At 70.5% G+C, this 16,344-nt stretch carries 14 protein-coding genes and 1 pseudogene; 8 read left to right on the forward strand and 7 right to left on the reverse strand.

Annotation, left to right across the window (positions count from 1 at the left end):
• Positions 1-162: 162 nt before the first annotated feature.
• A complete protein-coding gene (locus tag ACTWQO_RS31665) occupies positions 163-930 on the forward strand; it encodes a hypothetical protein (RefSeq protein WP_443240805.1) in 768 nt (255 codons plus the stop codon).
• Here the strand turns inward: ACTWQO_RS31665 and ACTWQO_RS31670 are convergent.
• From ACTWQO_RS31670 to cobT, 3 genes are all read right to left on the reverse strand, one after another.
• Positions 867-1,577, reverse strand: coding sequence for a hypothetical protein (locus ACTWQO_RS31670; protein WP_443240806.1), 711 nt, complete (start codon positions 1,575-1,577; stop codon positions 867-869). The two genes, ACTWQO_RS31665 and ACTWQO_RS31670, sit on opposite strands and share 64 nt — an antisense overlap.
• Before the next feature lie 10 nt (positions 1,578-1,587).
• Positions 1,588-3,363 carry a phosphatidylglycerol lysyltransferase domain-containing protein gene (locus tag ACTWQO_RS31675; RefSeq protein WP_443240807.1) on the reverse strand — a complete coding sequence of 592 codons (1,776 nt, stop codon included), beginning with the start codon at positions 3,361-3,363 and terminating at the stop codon, positions 1,588-1,590.
• A 62-nt stretch (positions 3,364-3,425) separates the two neighbouring features.
• Positions 3,426-4,526, reverse strand: coding sequence for a nicotinate-nucleotide--dimethylbenzimidazole phosphoribosyltransferase (gene cobT / locus ACTWQO_RS31680; RefSeq protein WP_443240808.1), 1,101 nt, complete (start codon positions 4,524-4,526; stop codon positions 3,426-3,428).
• A 140-nt stretch (positions 4,527-4,666) separates the two neighbouring features.
• On the opposite strand from cobT, the gene ACTWQO_RS31685 reads away from it, so the two are divergent.
• Positions 4,667-5,383 (forward strand): class I SAM-dependent methyltransferase, encoded by a 717-nt coding sequence (locus ACTWQO_RS31685; RefSeq protein WP_443240809.1) that lies wholly within the window; start codon positions 4,667-4,669, stop codon positions 5,381-5,383.
• Positions 5,384-5,391: 8 nt separating this feature from the next.
• Here the strand turns inward: ACTWQO_RS31685 and ACTWQO_RS31690 are convergent, their stop codons facing one another.
• A complete protein-coding gene (locus ACTWQO_RS31690; RefSeq protein WP_443240810.1) occupies positions 5,392-6,594 on the reverse strand; it encodes a bifunctional adenosylcobinamide kinase/adenosylcobinamide-phosphate guanylyltransferase in 1,203 nt (400 codons plus the stop codon).
• 152 nt (positions 6,595-6,746) lie between these two features.
• On the opposite strand from ACTWQO_RS31690, the gene ACTWQO_RS31695 reads away from it, so the two are divergent.
• Positions 6,747-6,959, forward strand: coding sequence for a hypothetical protein (locus tag ACTWQO_RS31695; protein ID WP_301979357.1), 213 nt, complete (start codon positions 6,747-6,749; stop codon positions 6,957-6,959).
• Positions 6,960-7,000: 41 nt separating this feature from the next.
• Here the strand turns inward: ACTWQO_RS31695 and ACTWQO_RS31700 are convergent, their stop codons facing one another.
• From ACTWQO_RS31700 to ACTWQO_RS31710, 3 genes and pseudogenes are all read right to left on the reverse strand, one after another.
• A complete protein-coding gene (locus ACTWQO_RS31700) occupies positions 7,001-8,068 on the reverse strand; it encodes a S1C family serine protease (RefSeq protein WP_443240811.1) in 1,068 nt (355 codons plus the stop codon).
• Between the two features lie 190 nt (positions 8,069-8,258).
• Positions 8,259-8,960, reverse strand: a complete 702-nt coding sequence (locus ACTWQO_RS31705; RefSeq protein ID WP_443240812.1) for a class I SAM-dependent methyltransferase — start codon at positions 8,958-8,960, stop codon at positions 8,259-8,261.
• Between the two features lie 86 nt (positions 8,961-9,046).
• Positions 9,047-9,675: pseudogene (locus tag ACTWQO_RS31710) on the reverse strand (DUF3043 domain-containing protein).
• A gap of 273 nt (positions 9,676-9,948) precedes the next feature.
• On the opposite strand from ACTWQO_RS31710, the gene ACTWQO_RS31715 reads away from it, so the two are divergent.
• The 5 genes from ACTWQO_RS31715 to ACTWQO_RS31735 all read left to right on the forward strand — a co-directional run bounded on the left by ACTWQO_RS31715 (position 9,949) and on the right by ACTWQO_RS31735 (position 16,303).
• Complete coding sequence (locus ACTWQO_RS31715) at positions 9,949-10,716, forward strand: PspA/IM30 family protein (RefSeq protein ID WP_301987284.1); 768 nt, start codon at positions 9,949-9,951, stop codon at positions 10,714-10,716.
• A gap of 19 nt (positions 10,717-10,735) precedes the next feature.
• Positions 10,736-11,014: a PspA-associated protein PspAA gene (pspAA, locus tag ACTWQO_RS31720; RefSeq protein WP_443240813.1), complete on the forward strand. Its 279-nt coding sequence runs from the start codon at positions 10,736-10,738 to the stop codon at positions 11,012-11,014.
• Between the two features lie 110 nt (positions 11,015-11,124).
• Positions 11,125-12,345, forward strand: coding sequence for a sensor histidine kinase (locus tag ACTWQO_RS31725; protein WP_443240814.1), 1,221 nt, complete (start codon positions 11,125-11,127; stop codon positions 12,343-12,345).
• Positions 12,342-13,025, forward strand: coding sequence for a response regulator (locus ACTWQO_RS31730; RefSeq protein ID WP_443240815.1), 684 nt, complete (start codon positions 12,342-12,344; stop codon positions 13,023-13,025). Before ACTWQO_RS31725 ends, ACTWQO_RS31730 begins: the two co-directional genes overlap by 4 nt.
• A 155-nt stretch (positions 13,026-13,180) precedes the next feature.
• Positions 13,181-16,303: an efflux RND transporter permease subunit gene (locus ACTWQO_RS31735; RefSeq protein WP_443240816.1), complete on the forward strand. Its 3,123-nt coding sequence runs from the start codon at positions 13,181-13,183 to the stop codon at positions 16,301-16,303.
• The last annotated feature ends 41 nt before the right edge of the window (positions 16,304-16,344 follow it).

Below are 16,344 nucleotides of genomic sequence, written 5' to 3' on the forward strand. Positions count from 1 at the left end.
GCGGGCATTCGTGCCGCCTAGGGCGGCACGGGTGGGCGCTGGGGGTCCCCCCTCTGGGGGAGGCACCCCGCCAGCGCCGGGCCGCGCGACCCACCCGCCCCGCAACCCCCCGCACGCCGCACCCACACGACAGCCACCCCAACTCCGGGCAAACTGTCACACATGGGGAACTGGCTGGAGCACAACATCATCGAACCGGGCAAGCTCCCCCTGCTCCTCGCCCTGACCGCCTTCGTCGTCACCTTCCTCGTCACCCGCCTCATCACCCGCCTGATCCGCGCAGGCAAGGGCCCCTTCGGCAACGTCGAGGCCGGCGGCGTACACATCCATCACGTCGTCCCCGGCGTCGTCCTCACCGTCATCGGCGGCTTCGGCGCGGTAGCCGGCGGCACCCGCGGCTTCGGCTCCGCCCTAGCCGCCGTGATCTTCGGCATCGGCGCGGGCCTCCTCCTGGACGAGTTCGCGCTGATCCTCCACCTCGACGACGTCTACTGGACGGAAGCGGGCCGCAAGAGCGTGGAGGTCGTGGTGCTGACCGCCGCCCTCGTCGGCCTGGTCCTCGTCGGCTACACCCCCTTCGGCGTCAACGACCTGGACGACGACGAACTGCAGAACCGCTCCACCGTCATCGGCACCGTCCTCACGAACTTCGCCTTCTCGCTGCTCGCCCTGAGCAAGGGCAAGGTCCGCACCGCGATCTTCGGCGTCATCGTCCCGCTCATCGCCGTGGTCGGCACGATCCGTCTGGCCCGCCCCGGTTCCCCCTGGGCCAAGCGCTTCTACCGCCGCCGCCCCCGTGCCCGCGCCAAGTCCCTCCGCCGTGCCTATCGCCACGACCGCCGCTGGGCGGGCCCCAGCCGCAGGATTCAGGACTGGATCGGCGGCAAACCCGATCCGGTGGAACCGGCCCGCTCGGCCGACCGCCGCTGACGCGCCGCACGCACCGCGCACACGGCACACAGCACCAGCACCCCCGCGATCGCCGCCAGATGCTCCTTGCCGGCCAGGTTCTCCTTCACCAGCACCTCGACCACCATCGCCACGATCACCACCCCCGCGGTGACATACGCCCGGTAACGCCAGCCGAGGAACACGGCGAGCCCCACCACGGCCGCCGACGGCCCCGTGTCCACGACATACGCGTCCGACGCGGGCAGCCCCAGCAGCCCGCCCGGACCGAGCGCGATGCCCACGCGCGCGTACAGCGTTCCGGCGAGCGTGGCGGCGTACGCGACGGCGAGCGTGCGCCACCACCCCAGACAGCTCTCGGCGATCCCGAACACCAGCAGGATCTGTACGAGGCCTCCCCACACCGGCAGATCCAGCGCGGGCACGAACAGCGACAGCGGAGTCCGCAGCAGCGCCAGCCACAAGGGATCTTCGGCTCGTACGGCCCCCACGTCCTGGACGAACCCATAGCCCCAGGACTGGTTGTGGACGAAATGCAGCACAGCCGTCAGGCACACGGCACCGATCGTCATCGGAATCGCCCGCCATCGCCGCTCGGCGATCGCCCCGCGCACGGTGACGTACAGCAGTCCCCATTCGGCGCGGGCCCAGCGGGCGAGCGTACTCATGTACACGACCTCATCTACGCGTCTGAAGATGCTTGCGGTGCATCCACTTCGGCAGTCCCGGTGCCTCCAGGAATCCCTCCGCACGGGCCGCGGCGATGCCGATGCGGGGCAGGTCCGCGCTCTTCTCGAAGAGCAGGAACCTCGGTTCCCAGATGGGTCGGTACTTGGCGTTGGCGCGGTACAGCGACTCGATCTGCCACCAGCGCGAGAAGAAGCTGAGGAGCGACCGCCACAGCCTCAGCACCGGTCCGGCGCCGAGGCGTGCACCACGTTCGAAGACCGAGCGGAACATGGCGAAGTTGAGCGAAACCTGCGTGACCTGGATCTCCTGGGCGCGATTCAGCAGCTCGATCACCATGAACTCCATCAGCCCGTTGTCGGCGTCCCGGTCCCGCCGCATCAGGTCGAGCGAGAGCCCGCGCGGCCCCCAGGGCACGAAGGACAGCAGCGCCTTCAACTCGCCCTGGCCATCGGCGCATTCGAGCATCACGCACCGTCCGTCGTCCGGATCCCCGAGCCGCCCGAGCGCCATGCTGAAACCACGCTCGGTGGCCCCGTCGCGCCAGTCGTCCGCGCGCTCCAGCAGGTACGTCATCTCGTCGGCCGGAATGTCCTCGTGCCGCCGGATGCGGACGACGTACCCGGCGCGCTTCACCCGGTTGTACGCCTGCCGTACGGTCCGCATGGCCCGCCCCTCCAGCGTGAACTCGGCGACCTCCACCACGGCCTCGTCACCGAGCTCCAGCGCGTCCATCCCGTGCCGCGCGTACACGGTCCCCGCCTCCTCGCTCGCCCCCATCACGGCCGGGATCCACCCGTGCTCACGCGCCTGGGCCAGCCACGGCTCGATGGCGCCCGGCCACGCCTCCGGGTCGCCGACCGGATCCCCGGAGGCCAGCGCCACTCCGCTCACGACCCGGTAGACGACGCCCGCCTTGCCGGTCGGCGACCAGACGACGCTCTTCTCCCGGCGCAGCGCGAAGTACCCGAGCGAGTCACGCTCGCCGTGCCGCTCCAGCAGCGCCCGCAGCCGTGCTTCGTCGTCCTCGGTGAGCGGGTCGACGGCGCGCCGGGAGCGGAAGGCGGCGTAGAAGACGGCGAGGATGAGCAGCGTGCTGAGCACGTTGATGGTGACGTTGACCCAATTGGGGCTGGTGATGCCGGGGAAGCGGGAGTCGTCGGCGACGACCGAGACGAGCCGCAGCGTCCCGTACCACCAGCGGTCGGCGAACGTCGAACGGTGCTCGTCGTGCGCCTGGTTGGTGACCGTCACCAGCAGCGCCGCCAGCAGCGAACAGACCAGCAGCCCGCCCACCGCGACGGCGGCGGCGAGCTTCGGGTTGGACCGGTCGCCCTTGGCGTAGAACTCCCGCCGCCCGACGAGCAGCGACGCCACGAAGGCGGCCGTCAGGACGAGTGACACCCAGTTCTGCGCATGCCGCCGGATCTCCGGGAAGAACATCGCGAAGACGAGCAGCAGCAGGAACAGCCCGCTGAGCACGAGGTTCAGAATCCACGCGGCCCGCTTGCGGCGCCGCATCGTGATCGCCAGGAACACCGTGAACACACCGGACGCGAAACCGGCGGTCAGCAGATACGGCGTGAAGTAGTTCTCCTGGTTGTGCCGCCGCAGGTCCTGCCCGAAGGACACCCACACCGCACTGAGGAAGTTGACGAACGCGACGACCCGCAAATACCAGACGGCAAAGGCAGCGGCCCGCCGCGAGGCCACCGCCCCCTGCCCTTTCCTGGATCCCGACTTCACATCAACGCGGGCATCTCCCATAGGGAGGGATGATATGGGGCAAATTTACCGATTGCGGCACATGTCTTGCCCCCTTCCTTCCCCTACTCGCCCTCGTCCTTCTCGGCCTCTTCGGCCTCCGGGGCCTCTTCGGGCTCCTCGGCCTTCTCCGGCAGTTCCGCCGCCAACGCCGCCGCGGCCTGCACCAGCGGTAGCGCCAGCAGCGCCCCCGCCCCTTCCCCCACCGTCACGCCCTGGTCGAGGAGCGGCTCGAGGGCCATGCGGTCGAGCGCCTTCGCCTGGCCCGGCTCCCCGCTGCTGTGCGCGGCCAGCCACCAGTCCGGTGCCCGGAACGCGATCCGCTGCCCCACCAGCGCACAGGCGGCCGCCACGACCCCGTCCAGGATCACCGGCGTCTTCCGCACCGCGCTCTGCAGCAGGAACCCGGTCATGGCGGCGAGGTCGGCGCCGCCCACCGTCGCCAGCAGCTGCAACTGATCGCCGAGCACGGGCCGGGCCCGGCGCAACGCATCGCGGATCGCCGCGCACTTCCGCATCCACGCGAGGTCGTCGATGGCGAGCCCTCCGCGCCCGGTCACGACCGACGCGTCGGTCCCGCACAGCGCGGCGACCAGCACACCGGCCGCCGTGGTCCCGCCCACGCTCACATCGCCGAGCACCACCAGATCCGTACCGGAGTCGGCCTCTTCGTCGGCCACCGCGACGCCGGCCCGGAACGCGGCCTCGGCTTCCTCAGCCGTCAGCGCGTCCTCGACGTCGATACGTCCACTGCCCCGCCGTACCCGATGCCGTACGACCTCGTCGGGCAGCGTCTCCGGATCGCAGTCCAGCGCCATGTCCACGACCCGCACGGGCACGCCCAGCCGCCGGGCCAGGACGGAGACCGGCCGACCGCCCTCCAGGACCTCCCGCACCAGCGCTCCGGCGCTGCCCGCGGGCCGCGCGGAGACACCCAGTTCGGCGACCCCGTGGTCGCCGGCGAACAGCACCACCCGCGGCCGTTCGATCGGCCGCACCGGCACGGCGCTCTGCGCCGCCGCCAGCCACTCACCCAGGTCGTCGAGGCGGCCCAGTGCTCCGGGCGGCACGATCTGACGCTCCCGGCGCGCCTCCGCATCGCGGCGCACCCCGCCGTCGGGGCGCTCGATCAGATCGGTGAAGTCGTCGAGATTAAGCGAGCTCATTCGCCGAACAGTACCGGCCCCGATCGAACGGAACGGCGCCACATGGCCACCACGCGCACACGACGTCATTGCACCCAAGATCGCGATCCCATACGTTCCGTTTTGCAGTGGAATGTCGTACGTCCTCAGGGGAGCCGCCCATGCCACCCGCACGCCGCGACGACTGCCCATGGTGCGGTTCGAAACTGCTCCGCGCCCGTACGAGCGCCGTGGACGAGTGCCGGGACTGCGCGCACGTGTTCCAGAACCCCCAACGCCCTGTCGAGGACAGGTTGTTGGAAGAACATGTCAAGCCCTGTTCCGCGACCCGCCGCCAACACCGCCTCACCGCCCTCGCGATGCTGCGCCTGAGGCCCGAGCCGGAGAGCTGGCTGGACGTGGGCACGCGCGACGCCGGCTTCCCGGAAACGGCGCAGGAACTCTTCCCGTACACGTCCTTCGACGGACTGGACCCCACCCCGGTGGTGGTGCAGGCACGCAGGGCGGACCGCATCGAAGAGGCCTACGTCGGCAACTTGCCGGACCCACACATCACGACCATCCTCCGCGCGCGCTACGACGTGGTCAGCCTCCTCAACCATCTGCACCACACGTCCGATCCCCGTGCGGAACTCCAGGCCGCGCTCACGCTTCTCCGCCACGGGGGCCACCTGGTGATCGAGACCCCCAACCCGCAGTCCGCGCTCGCGGCTCTCCTGGGCAGGCGGTGGCGCCCCCAGACCCACCCGGGCCACACCCATCTGATCCCCCTGGACAACCTCCGCACGGAACTGGAATCCCGCGGCTGCACTCTCTCCCCACCCCTGAGCCGCACCCGCTTCTCCACCACCTACAGACTCATCGCCCGCAAGGCCTGAGTCCCCGCTCACCCCCGCAACACCACCGCCTGCCCCGCCACCACCAGCAGCACCTGCTCGCACTCACCCGCGAACGCCGCGTTCAAGCGCCCCAACTCGTCCCGGTACCGCCGCCCGGAGGCGGTGGCCGGCACGATCCCCGACCCCACCTCGTTCGACACGGCGACAACGGTCCGCCGCGCCGCCCGCACCGCCCCGGTCAACTCCCGCACCCGCTCCCGCAAGGCCCGCTCACCCCCGTCGGCCCACACCGCGTCGTCCCACGCCCCGACGGAGTCCATCGCATCCGTCAGCCACAGCGACAGACAGTCGATCAGCAACGGCGGCCCATCGGCCTGAAGCAACGGCACCAGGTCACACGTCTCCGCCGTACGCCAGGACCCGGGCCGCCGCTCCCGATGCGCGGCCACCCGCGCGGCCCACTCGCTGTCCTCGTCCCGCGTGCCGCCGGTGGCGACATACAGCACATCGGGAAACGCCTCCAGCCGCCGCTCGGCCTCCACGGACTTCCCCGACCGCGCCCCACCCAGCACCAGCGTCCGCCGCGGCACATCCGGTACGTCCTCGTACACGCCCACGACCAGCGTCGTCCCGTCCGGCACGGCCCGCGCCCCGGCCGCCGCGAGCCGCCGCCGCAGCTCTCTCCCCGGCGGTACGTCATGATCCAGATGCGCGGCGATCACATCCGTCGTCGGCCCGACCGCCCCCACCGCCCGCAGCCGTGCCAACGTGTCCGGCCGCCCCACGACATCGGCCACGACCATGTCGTACGCCTCTCCGTCCCCCTCCTCCAGCCCGGCCGGCGCACTGCCCGGCGGCACATACAGCAGCCGGTGCCCATCCGGCCCGGTCACCGCATACCCCGTACCGCCCGCGTCCATCGCCACGGCCCGCACCCGATGCCCCGTCAACAACGCCAGCTCCCGCCCATCCGGCACCCGCCCCGGCCCCGGCACCCCGGCCGGCACCTCCACGGCCGGCCCATCATGCGGATGCGACAACAACACCTGCCGCACACCCCCGAGCGACCGTCCGGCCCGAGCGGCCGCAAACGCCGCACCGGGCGTCAGATCAATCAGCAGCACCCCGTCCACGAGCAACGCGGTAGCCGCCCGCGCATCCGGCCCGAGCGCGGCAGCACAGACCGCACAGGGACAGTCGGGGCGGGGCAGCCCCGCGGGGGCACCGGTACCGAGCAGAGTCACGTCCACGAAGTTGATTTTCGCCGGTCTCTGCTGATCTTGCGTGACGGAGACGCCGTTAAGGGGCGCGGGGAACTGCGCGACAAGCCCCCACCGAGCCGCAGACAACGAACAACCGCATACGCTTCTGCTCCGTAACCGCTCAAACACGGGAGGCGCACATGGCCCTATGGACGTGGCGATTCGAGAAGGCCGACGGCGCGGAGGTCCAGCCCGCGGTGCAGCCCGAGGAGTTCACCACGCAGGGAGACGCCGAGTCCTGGCTCGGCGAGTACTGGAAAGACCTGCTCGCCGGCGGTGCGGACCAGGTGCGCCTGTTCGAGGACGCCACGGAGATCTACGGCCCGATGAGCCTGCACGCCGCGGACGCGTAAGACGGACGGGGGAGGGGCGACCGTACACCGGCCGCCCCTCCTCACTGCTCACCCAGCGTCACATCCACCGTCTTCTCGGCGTCGTTGCGCGTGAACGTCACCGTCGTCTTGTCACCCGGCTTCTGCCTGGCCAGCGCCTCCGACAGCGAGGTGATGGTGGTGATCTCGGTGTCGCCGAGCTGGGTGATGATGTCCCCGGCCTCCAGGCCCGCCTGGTCGGCCGCCCCGCCGTTCGTCACCGCGACGACCGCGACCCCGGCGACCTGGTAGTCGGCGTCGACGACCGTACGGCCGGTGATGCCGAGCGCGGCCCGGCCCGAGTCCGTCACCTTGCCGTCCTTGATGATCTGGTCGGCGACCGTCTTCACCATCGACGCGGGGATCGCGAACCCGATGCCGGGCGCCGCGGCGTCCCCGACGTTGGGGTCGGTGGCGGCGAGCGTCGGGATGCCGATGACCTCGCCGTCGAGGTTCACCAGGGCGCCGCCGCTGTTGCCGGGGTTGATGGCGGCCGACGTCTGCACCATGTTCGCGATGGTCGCGCCCGTACCGCCGCCGGACTGCCCCTCGCTGACGGTCCGTCCGGTCGCCGACACGATCCCCTGCGTCACGCTCGACGACAGCCCGAGCGGCGAGCCCATCGCGAGGACGATCTGCCCGACCTCGACCTTCGCGGAGTCCCCGAACTTCGCGGCCTTGAGACCGTCCGGTACGTCGTTCAGCTTGATGACGGCGAGGTCCTGCTCCGGGTACGCGTAGACGAGCCTGGCGGTCAGCACGTCCTCGCTGTTGGCGGTCGTCACCTGGAAGGTCTTCTCGTCCCCGACGACATGCGCGTTGGTGACGATGTGGCCCTGGTTGTCGTACACCACCCCGGAGCCCAGATCGTTTTGGGCCTGGATCTGCACGACCGACGGCAGAACGTCCTTGATCACCCTCGTGTAGTCGTCCTGCAACTCGCTGTCCACGGCCGGCACGGCGGCCTGCTTGGTGGTCTTCTCCGACTCCGACGACCCGGACGACCCGGAGTCGGAACAACCGGAGACGAGCGCCAGCGAGCAAGCGAGCGCGGCGACGAGCCGCAGGGCACGAATACGAGAAGCGTCCATGCCCCGAGTCTCGCGTCGGGGTGATTGTCCGGCTCCCGTTGTTGACCCGAACGGGCTGAGGGCCTGGCGGCAGCGCGCCCCAAAGGGGCGCGGGGCTGTTTCGATTTGCGGCTACCGCCGCGTGGGCGCGACCAGCCACGACGGAGCCGCAGACGCCAGACGGCCCATCGTGGCACCCCGACCGGCGCGCTTAGCCCCGCACCCCGCACAGATGCAGCAGCGCGGCGACACGCCGATACGGATCCGTCCGCCCAGCCCGCTCCTCCACGGCCAGCAGCGCGTCGATGTCGCCGGGCGTCCCGGCCCCGTCCGCAGCCGTGTCCGTGAAGATCCGCACGCCGTACCAGGCGTGCAGCGGCGCCCCGATCCCGGCCAGCGTCCCGGTCAGCGCGTCCAGCCGGTCCGCACGGACGTCGAGCCCGAGCCGGTTCCGGTAGGACACCGTGTCGAAGGCGCCCAGTGCGCCCGCCCAGTCGCCGGACAGGCCCGGCCGCATCGCCAGCGCGTCCGCGTTGCGCACCAGCAGCGACAGCAGACCGCCCTGGGCGAGCATCCGGGCCAGCCCCGCCAGCAGCGGGTCGGGCTCGTCGACGTACATGAGCACGCCATGACACAACACCACGTCGAAACTGCCCGGGAGGAAATGCACGCCGGTGTCACGGCCGTCGCCCTGGACGATCCGCATCCGCTCCCGGATTCCCTCCGGCTCGGCGGACAGGGCCTCCCGCGCCACGGAGATCATCTTCGGATCCTGCTCGACCCCGGTCACCTGATGTCCGGCCCGGGCCAGCCGCAGCGCCTGCGTGCCCTGGCCCATCCCCACATCGAGCACACGCAGCCTCTGTCCGACCGGGAACCGGCCGGCTATCTGCTCGTCGAGCTGGCGGGCCACCAGCTCCTGGCGTACGACGTCACGCAGCCCGCCCAGCTTGCTCAGCCAGGCATCCGCCGCGCCCCCCGAGAACGAAGCCGTGCCGGTCAGGGCCGCTCCCCGCGCTTGACCTGCGGCTTCGGCAGCCGGAGCCGGCGCATCTGGAGAGAGCGCATCAGCGCGTAGGCGACGGCCCCGCGCTTGTTCTCGTCCGGGAAGCGCTCGGCCAGACCCTTCTTCAGGCGGTAGCCCGTGGCGATCGAGTCGAGCACGATCAGCACGATCACGACCAGCCACAGCAGCAGAGCGATGTTCTGCAGCGAGGCCACCCGCACCATGCTCAGCACGAGGATGATCACCGCCATCGGCAGGAAGAACTCCGCGACGTTGAACCGCGAGTCGATGAAGGCCCGCGCGTACTTGCGCACCGGCCCCTTGTCACGCGCGGGCAGATAGCGCTCGTCACCGCCGGCCAGCGCCTGGCGCTGCTTGTCCAGGGCGGCACGGCGATCCTCGCGCTGACGCTTGGCGGCGTCCTTGCGGGTCATCGACGTATTGGCGACGCTGCGGCGCTGGGACTGGGCCTCACTCCGCTTGGGAGTGGGCCTGCCCTTCGGGGCCTGCGGGTCACGGGTCTGAGTGGAGTCGGTCAGCGACGCCTTGTCGGCGTTCGCGGCCTTCTCATCCTTGGCACGGCTACGGAACACAAAACCCAAGGGTACGGGGTCCCGGGCATGGACCCCAGCCCCACGGGGAACGATCCCGCAACACCAGTCGTATTAGTGGGGACAGAAGGGGCGCTGCTCTCGGGGGTCGCTCTCAGGGGTCACCTACTCCCTACGCCGGAGCGGGGCCGACCGCAGTCGTCCTTGGGGATGAGCGCATCCGTCCCCGAACAGTGCGGTAATAGAAGCAGGGCCCGTACTGTGGGTTCTGTCGCAGGAGCTGGATGTAGTCCGTCAGAAGGGGGCGCGCGAAGCCCATGAGCGGTGTCATGAAGCGTATGGGGATGATCTTCCGCGCGAAGGCGAACAAGGCCCTTGACCGGGCCGAGGACCCGCGCGAAACCCTCGATTACTCGTACCAGAAGCAGCTGGAGCTGCTCCAGAAGGTCCGCCGCGGTGTCGCCGACGTGGCGACCTCGCGCAAGCGCCTGGAGTTGCAGCTCAACCAGCTCCAGTCGCAGTCCACCAAGCTGGAGGACCAGGGCCGCAAGGCGCTCGCCCTCGGCCGCGAGGACCTGGCGCGCGAGGCGCTGTCCCGCCGTGCCGCCCTCCAGCAGCAGGTGACGGACCTCGAGACGCAGCACGCGACCCTCCAGGGCGAGGAGGAGAAGCTCACCCTGGCAGCCCAGCGCCTCCAGGCCAAGGTCGACGCCTTCCGTACGAAGAAGGAGACCATCAAGGCCACCTACACCGCGGCCCAGGCCCAGACCCGGATCGGCGAGGCCTTCTCCGGCATCTCCGAGGAGATGGGCGACGTCGGCATGGCCATCCAGCGTGCCGAGGACAAGACCGCACAGCTCCAGGCCCGCGCCGGCGCGATCGACGAGCTTCTCGCCTCCGGTGCCCTCGACGACCAGTCCGGCATGCACAAGGACGACATCCAGGCCGAGCTGGACCGCCTCTCCGGTGGTACGGATGTAGAGCTGGAACTGCAGCGCATGAAGGCCGAGCTGGCCGGCGGCTCCTCGTCGCAGCAGGCCATCGAGGGCGGCAAGGACCAGTCGCAGTCCCAGCAGCAGCCACAGGACACCCCGCGCTTCGACAAGCAGTAATCGCCATACGGAGGGCGACATGATCGTACGGATCATGGGGGAGGGGCAGGTGAGGCTGGCCGACAGCCACTTCACCGAGCTGAACAAGCTGGACGACGAACTCCTTCAGGAGATGGAGAGCGGCGACGGCCCAGGCTTCCGCGCCACTCTCCACGCCCTCCTCCAGAAGGTCCGCGAACTGGGCGAACCCCTGCCGGACGAGTCCCTGGAACCCTCAGAACTGATCCTGCCGTCCCCGGACGCGACACTGGAGGAGGTCCGGGAGATGCTGAGCGACGACGGCTTGATCCCGGGCTGAGGTGCTCACCTCATGACCGACCGAGTCGGGTGGCGGGTGGGCACAGGCCCGGGGGGCTGGGGGCGGAGCCCCCAGCGACCTCGGTACCGACGCCGGTACCGTTGACAAGCGTGACCACCATCGAGCGTGCCCGGCGTCACCTCCAAGCGCACCCGCTGGCGCTCGACGCGGCGCTCGCGGCCGCCGTGCTCGCCTGTATGGTGGCCGGCTCCTTCGTGGACCCACGGGGCAAGGACAGCGTCACCTGGAGCCTGCGCAGCCCCGACGCCCTCAGCCTGGTCCTCATCACGCTCGGCGCCGCCGCCCTGGTCTTCCGCCGCCGCGCCCCCAAGACGGTCCTCGCCTTCACCGGCGCCCTCGCGCTCATCGAGTCCGTCACCGGCGACCCGCGCGCCCCCGTCGCCATGTCCGCGGTCATCGCGCTCTACACCGTCGCCGCCCGCACCGACCGGCACACCACCTGGCGCGTCGGCCTGCTCACCATGACCGTGTTGACCGGCTCCGCCATGCTCGCGGGACCGCTCCCCTGGTACGCCCAGGAAAACCTCGGCGTCCTCGCCTGGACCGGCATCGGCGCCACCGCCGGCGACGCGGTCCGCAGCCGGCGTGCGGTCGTGCACGCCATACGGGAGCGCGCCGAGCGGGCCGAGCGCACCCGTGAGGAGGAGGCCCGCCGCCGGGTCGCCGAGGAGCGGCTGCGGATCGCCCGGGACCTGCATGACGTGGTCGCCCACCACATCGCGCTCGTCAATGTGCAGGCCGGAGTCGCCGCCCATGTCATGGACAAGCGGCCCGACCAGGCCAAGGAGGCCCTGGCCCACGTACGCGAGGCCAGCCGCTCCGCACTCAACGAACTCCGCGCCACCGTCGGCCTGTTGCGGCAGTCCGACGACCCCGAGGCGCCCACCGAACCCGCGCCCGGCCTGGTCCGGCTCGACGAACTCGTCGGCACCTTCCGCAGCGCCGGACTGCATGTCGAGGTCGCCCGCGCCGACCACGGCACCGCGCTGCCCGCCGCCGTCGACCTGGCCGCCTACCGCGTCATCCAGGAAGCCCTCACCAATGTGCAGAAGCACGCCGGCACCGAGGCCAAGGCCGAGGTCAGCGTCGTACGCGTGGGAGAGAACATCGAGATCACGGTGCTCGACAACGGCGCCGGGGAGGACGACGCCCCCGAGGCCGGCGGCGGACACGGGCTGATCGGGATGCGGGAGCGGGTCAGCGCCCTGAGCGGCACCCTCACCACCGGTCCCCGGTACGGCGGCGGTTTCCGTGTGCATGCGATCCTGCCGGTCAAGACCCGCACCAGCCCAGCGAAGGACTCCGTATGACCATCCGTGTCCTGCTCGCCGACGACCAGGCGCTGCTCCGCAGCGCCTTTCGTGTGCTCGTCGACTCCGAGCCCGACATGGAGGTGGTGGGCGAGGCGTCCGACGGTGCGGAGGCGGTGCGGCTGGCCAAGGAACAGCGCGCCGACGTCGTCCTGATGGACATCCGCATGCCGGGTACGGACGGACTCGCGGCCACCCGCATGATCGGCGCCGACCCGAGCCTCGCGCAGGTCCGGGTGGTGATCCTGACGACGTTCGAGGTCGATGACTACGTGGTGCAGTCGCTGCGCGCGGGCGCCTCCGGCTTCCTCGGCAAGGGCTCCGAACCCGAGGAACTCCTCAACGCGATCCGGATCGCGGCCGGCGGTGAGGCGCTGCTGTCCCCGGCCGCCACCAAGGGCCTGATCGCCCGCTTCCTCGCCCAGGGCGACGCGGCGGACGACGAGCGCGACCCCGCCCGCGCCGAACGCCTCGCCGCGCTCACCGGGCGCGAGCGCGAGGTGCTGGTGCAGGTCGCCGGCGGGCATTCTAACGACGAGATCGCCGAACGCCTCGAAGTCAGCCCGCTGACCGTGAAGACGCACGTCAACCGGGCCATGGCCAAGCTCGGCGCCCGGGACCGGGCCCAGCTCGTGGTGATCGCGTACGAGTCGGGGCTGGTACGTCCAAGGGTGGAGTGACTGCCGCCCGGTCGTACTGCGGCCGGAGTAGGCGAGAGATAAGGAACGGGACCCAGGGTCGACGGATCACCGTCCGGCGATGGCTCAGGGTGTAGGGGTGGGCGCTCACATGCGCCCCTTCCTCCGCTCAGGCCACAGAAGAGAGACGCTGACCCATGTCCTGGCTGTCAAAATTCAGCCTCGCGCAACGGGCCCTCATAGGGCTGATGTCGATCGTCGCGCTCGCTTTCGGAGCGATCGCGATCCCGCAGCTCAAGCAGCAGTTGCTGCCCTCCATCGAACTTCCCATGGTGTCCGTGCTCGCCCCGTACCAGGGCGCGTCCCCGGACGTGGTCGAGAAGCAGGTCGTCGAACCCATCGAGGACGCGCTCGAAGGCGTCGACGCCATCACCGGTGTCACCTCCACGGCCAGCGAGGGCAACGCCCTGATCATGGCCTCCTTCGACTACGGCAATGACACCAAGCAGCTCGTCGCCGACGTCCAGCAGGCCGTCAACCGCGCCCGCGTCCAGCTCCCGGACGATGTGGACCCGCAGGTCGTCGCCGGTTCCACGGACGACATCCCGACCGTTGTCCTCGCCGTCACCTCCGACCAGGACCAGCAGGCCCTCGCCGACCGGCTCGACCGGACCGTCGTACCGGACCTGAAGGACATCGACGGCGTCGGACAGGTCACCGTCGACGGCGTACGCGACCTCCAGGTCACCGTCACCCCGGACGAGGCGAAGCTCGCCAAGGCGGGCCTCAGTTCGCAGGCCCTGTCCCAGGCGCTCCAGGCGGGCGGTGCGACCGTCCCGGCCGGCTCCTTCGACGAGGCGGGCAACAACCGCACCGTCCAGGTCGGCGGCGGCTTCACCTCCCTGAAGCAGATCCAGGACCTGATGGTCACCGGCGAGGCCGGCGGCGATCCGGTGCGCCTCGCCGACGTGGCGGACGTCGAGCAGGAGCAGGCCACCGCCGACTCCCTCACCCGCACCGACGGCAAGCCCAGCCTCGCCGTGAGCGTCACCATGGACCAGGACGGCAGCGCGGTCGCCATCTCCAACGCGGTCGAGGACCAACTCACCGACATGCGCAAGGACTTGGGCACCGGCTCCACGATCACGGTCGTCAGCGACCAGGGCCCGGCGGTCTCCAAGTCCATCTCGGGTCTGACCACCGAGGGCGGGCTCGGCCTGCTCTTCGCGGTCCTCGTCATCCTGGTCTTCCTGGCGTCGATCCGCTCGACGCTGGTGACCGCGGTCTCCATCCCGCTGTCGGTGGTGCTGGCCCTGATCGTCCTGTGGACGCGCGACCTGTCGCTCAACATGCTGACGCTCGGCGCGCTCACCATCGCCATCGGCCGGGTCGTCGACGACTCGATCGTGGTCCTGGAGAACATCAAGCGGCACCTCGGCTACGGCGAGGAGCGCGAGGAGGCCATTCTCAAGGCGGTCCGCGAGGTCGCGGGCGCGGTCACCTCCTCGACCCTCACCACCGTCGCCGTCTTCCTCCCGATCGGACTGACCGGCGGCATGGTGGGCGAGCTGTTCGGCTCGTTCAGCCTGACCGTGACGGCCGCGCTGCTCGCGTCGCTGCTGGTCTCGCTGACGGTCGTACCCGTCCTGTCGTACTGGTTCCTGCGCGCCCCCAAGGGCACGCCCGAGGACGCCGACGAGGCCCGCCGCCTGGCTGAGGAGAAGGAGGCCAAGAGCCGCCTCCAGCGCCTCTACGTCCCCGTCCTGCGCTTCGCGACCCGCCGCCGTCTCACCAGCGTGGCGCTCGCGATCGTGATCCTCATCGGCACGTTCGGCATGGCGCCGCTGCTGAAGACCAACTTCTTCGACCAGGGCGAGCAGGAAGTCCTCACCGTTAAGCAGGAGTTGAAGCCCGGCACCAGCCTGGCGGCGACCGACGAGCAGGCGAAGAAGGTCGAGAAGCTGCTCGGCTCCGTCGAGGGCGTGAAGGACTACCAGGTCACCGTCGGCTCGTCCGGCTTCATGGCGGCCTTCGGCGGTGGCACGGACACCAACCAGGCCTCGTACCAGGTGATGCTGGAGGACTCGGCGTCGTACGACGAGGTGCAGAGCCGTATCGAGGACGGCCTGAAGAAGCTGTCCGGCATCGGTACGACGACCATCGCGGCCGGTGACGGCTTCGGCAGCCAGGACCTCAGCGTGGTCGTGAAGGCCGCCGACGCGGGCGTGCTGCGCGAGGCCGCCGAGGAGGTCCGCAAGACGGTCGCCGGTCTGGACGACGTCACCGACGTCACCAGCGACCTGGCGCAGAGCGTGCCGCGGATCTCGGTCAGGGCCAACGACAAGGCCGCCGCGGCCGGCTTCAACGACACCACCCTCGGCGCGGCCGTCGCCCAGGCGGTCAAGGGCACCACCGCCGCCAAGGCGACCCTGGACGACACCGAGCGCGACGTCGTCATCAGGTCGGCGAAGCCGGCCGAGACGCTGGCCGAACTGAAGGCGCTGCGCCTCGGCCCGGTGAAGCTGTCCGACATCGCCACGGTCCGGATGGTCGACGGGCCGGTGTCGATGACCCGTATCGACGGCCAGCGCGCGGCCACCATCACGGCCCGGCCGACCGGCGACAACACCGGCGCGGTGAGCACGGACCTCCAGTCGAAGATCAACTCGCTGGACCTCCCGGAGGGCGCCACGGCCGCGATCGGCGGTGTCTCCGAGGACCAGGACGAGGCGTTCGCGAATCTGGGCCTGGCGATGCTGGCGGCCATCGCGATCGTCTTCATGCTGCTGGTCGCGACGTTCCGCTCGCTGGTCCAGCCGCTGATCCTGCTGGTCTCCATCCCCTTCGCGGCCACCGGCGCCATCGGCCTCCTGGTCGCGACGGGCACCCCGATGGGCGTCCCCGCGATGATCGGCATGCTGATGCTGATCGGCATCGTGGTGACGAACGCGATCGTGCTGATCGACCTCATCAACCAGTACCGCAGGCAGGGTTACGGCGTCGTCGAGGCGGTCGTCGAAGGCGGCCGCCACCGGCTGCGCCCCATCCTCATGACGGCCCTGGCGACCATCTTCGCCCTGCTCCCGATGGCCCTGGGCGTCACCGGCGAGGGCGGCTTCATAGCCCAGCCGCTGGCGGTGGTCGTGATCGGCGGTCTGATCACGTCGACCCTGCTGACCCTGCTCCTGGTCCCGACGCTCTACGCGATGCTCGAACTGCGCAAGGAGCGCCGGGCGAAGAAGCGCGAGGCGAAGCGGCAGGCGAAGCTGCCCGCTCAGCCGACGTCGGCTTCCGAGGAGCCGGAGCCCGCGGGCGTGTGACGGCCTGATCCCCGGCGGCCAGGGGACGAACCCAAAAAGTT

Origin of the sequence: Streptomyces sp. 4N124 (assembly GCF_052245395.1) — a bacterium.
Classification (GTDB): Bacteria; Actinomycetota; Actinomycetes; order Streptomycetales; family Streptomycetaceae; genus Streptomyces.

Excerpts from the sequence above, each read along its gene's own strand:
- cobT (WP_443240808.1), bottom strand. The coding sequence starts at position 4,526 with ATGAGCTCGCTTAATCTCGACGACTTCACCGATCTGATCGAGCGCCCC.
- ACTWQO_RS31715 (WP_301987284.1), top strand. The coding sequence starts at position 9,949 with ATGATCTTCCGCGCGAAGGCGAACAAGGCCCTTGACCGGGCCGAGGAC.
- ACTWQO_RS31730 (WP_443240815.1), top strand. The coding sequence starts at position 12,342 with ATGACCATCCGTGTCCTGCTCGCCGACGACCAGGCGCTGCTCCGCAGC.
- ACTWQO_RS31685 (WP_443240809.1), top strand. The coding sequence starts at position 4,667 with ATGCCACCCGCACGCCGCGACGACTGCCCATGGTGCGGTTCGAAACTG.
- ACTWQO_RS31670 (WP_443240806.1), bottom strand. The coding sequence starts at position 1,577 with ATGAGTACGCTCGCCCGCTGGGCCCGCGCCGAATGGGGACTGCTGTAC.
- ACTWQO_RS31700 (WP_443240811.1), bottom strand. The coding sequence starts at position 8,068 with ATGGACGCTTCTCGTATTCGTGCCCTGCGGCTCGTCGCCGCGCTCGCT.
- pspAA (WP_443240813.1), top strand. The coding sequence starts at position 10,736 with ATGATCGTACGGATCATGGGGGAGGGGCAGGTGAGGCTGGCCGACAGC.
- ACTWQO_RS31675 (WP_443240807.1), bottom strand. The coding sequence starts at position 3,363 with ATGGGAGATGCCCGCGTTGATGTGAAGTCGGGATCCAGGAAAGGGCAG.
- ACTWQO_RS31695 (WP_301979357.1), top strand. The coding sequence starts at position 6,747 with ATGGCCCTATGGACGTGGCGATTCGAGAAGGCCGACGGCGCGGAGGTC.
- ACTWQO_RS31665 (WP_443240805.1), top strand. The coding sequence starts at position 163 with ATGGGGAACTGGCTGGAGCACAACATCATCGAACCGGGCAAGCTCCCC.
- ACTWQO_RS31735 (WP_443240816.1), top strand. The coding sequence starts at position 13,181 with ATGTCCTGGCTGTCAAAATTCAGCCTCGCGCAACGGGCCCTCATAGGG.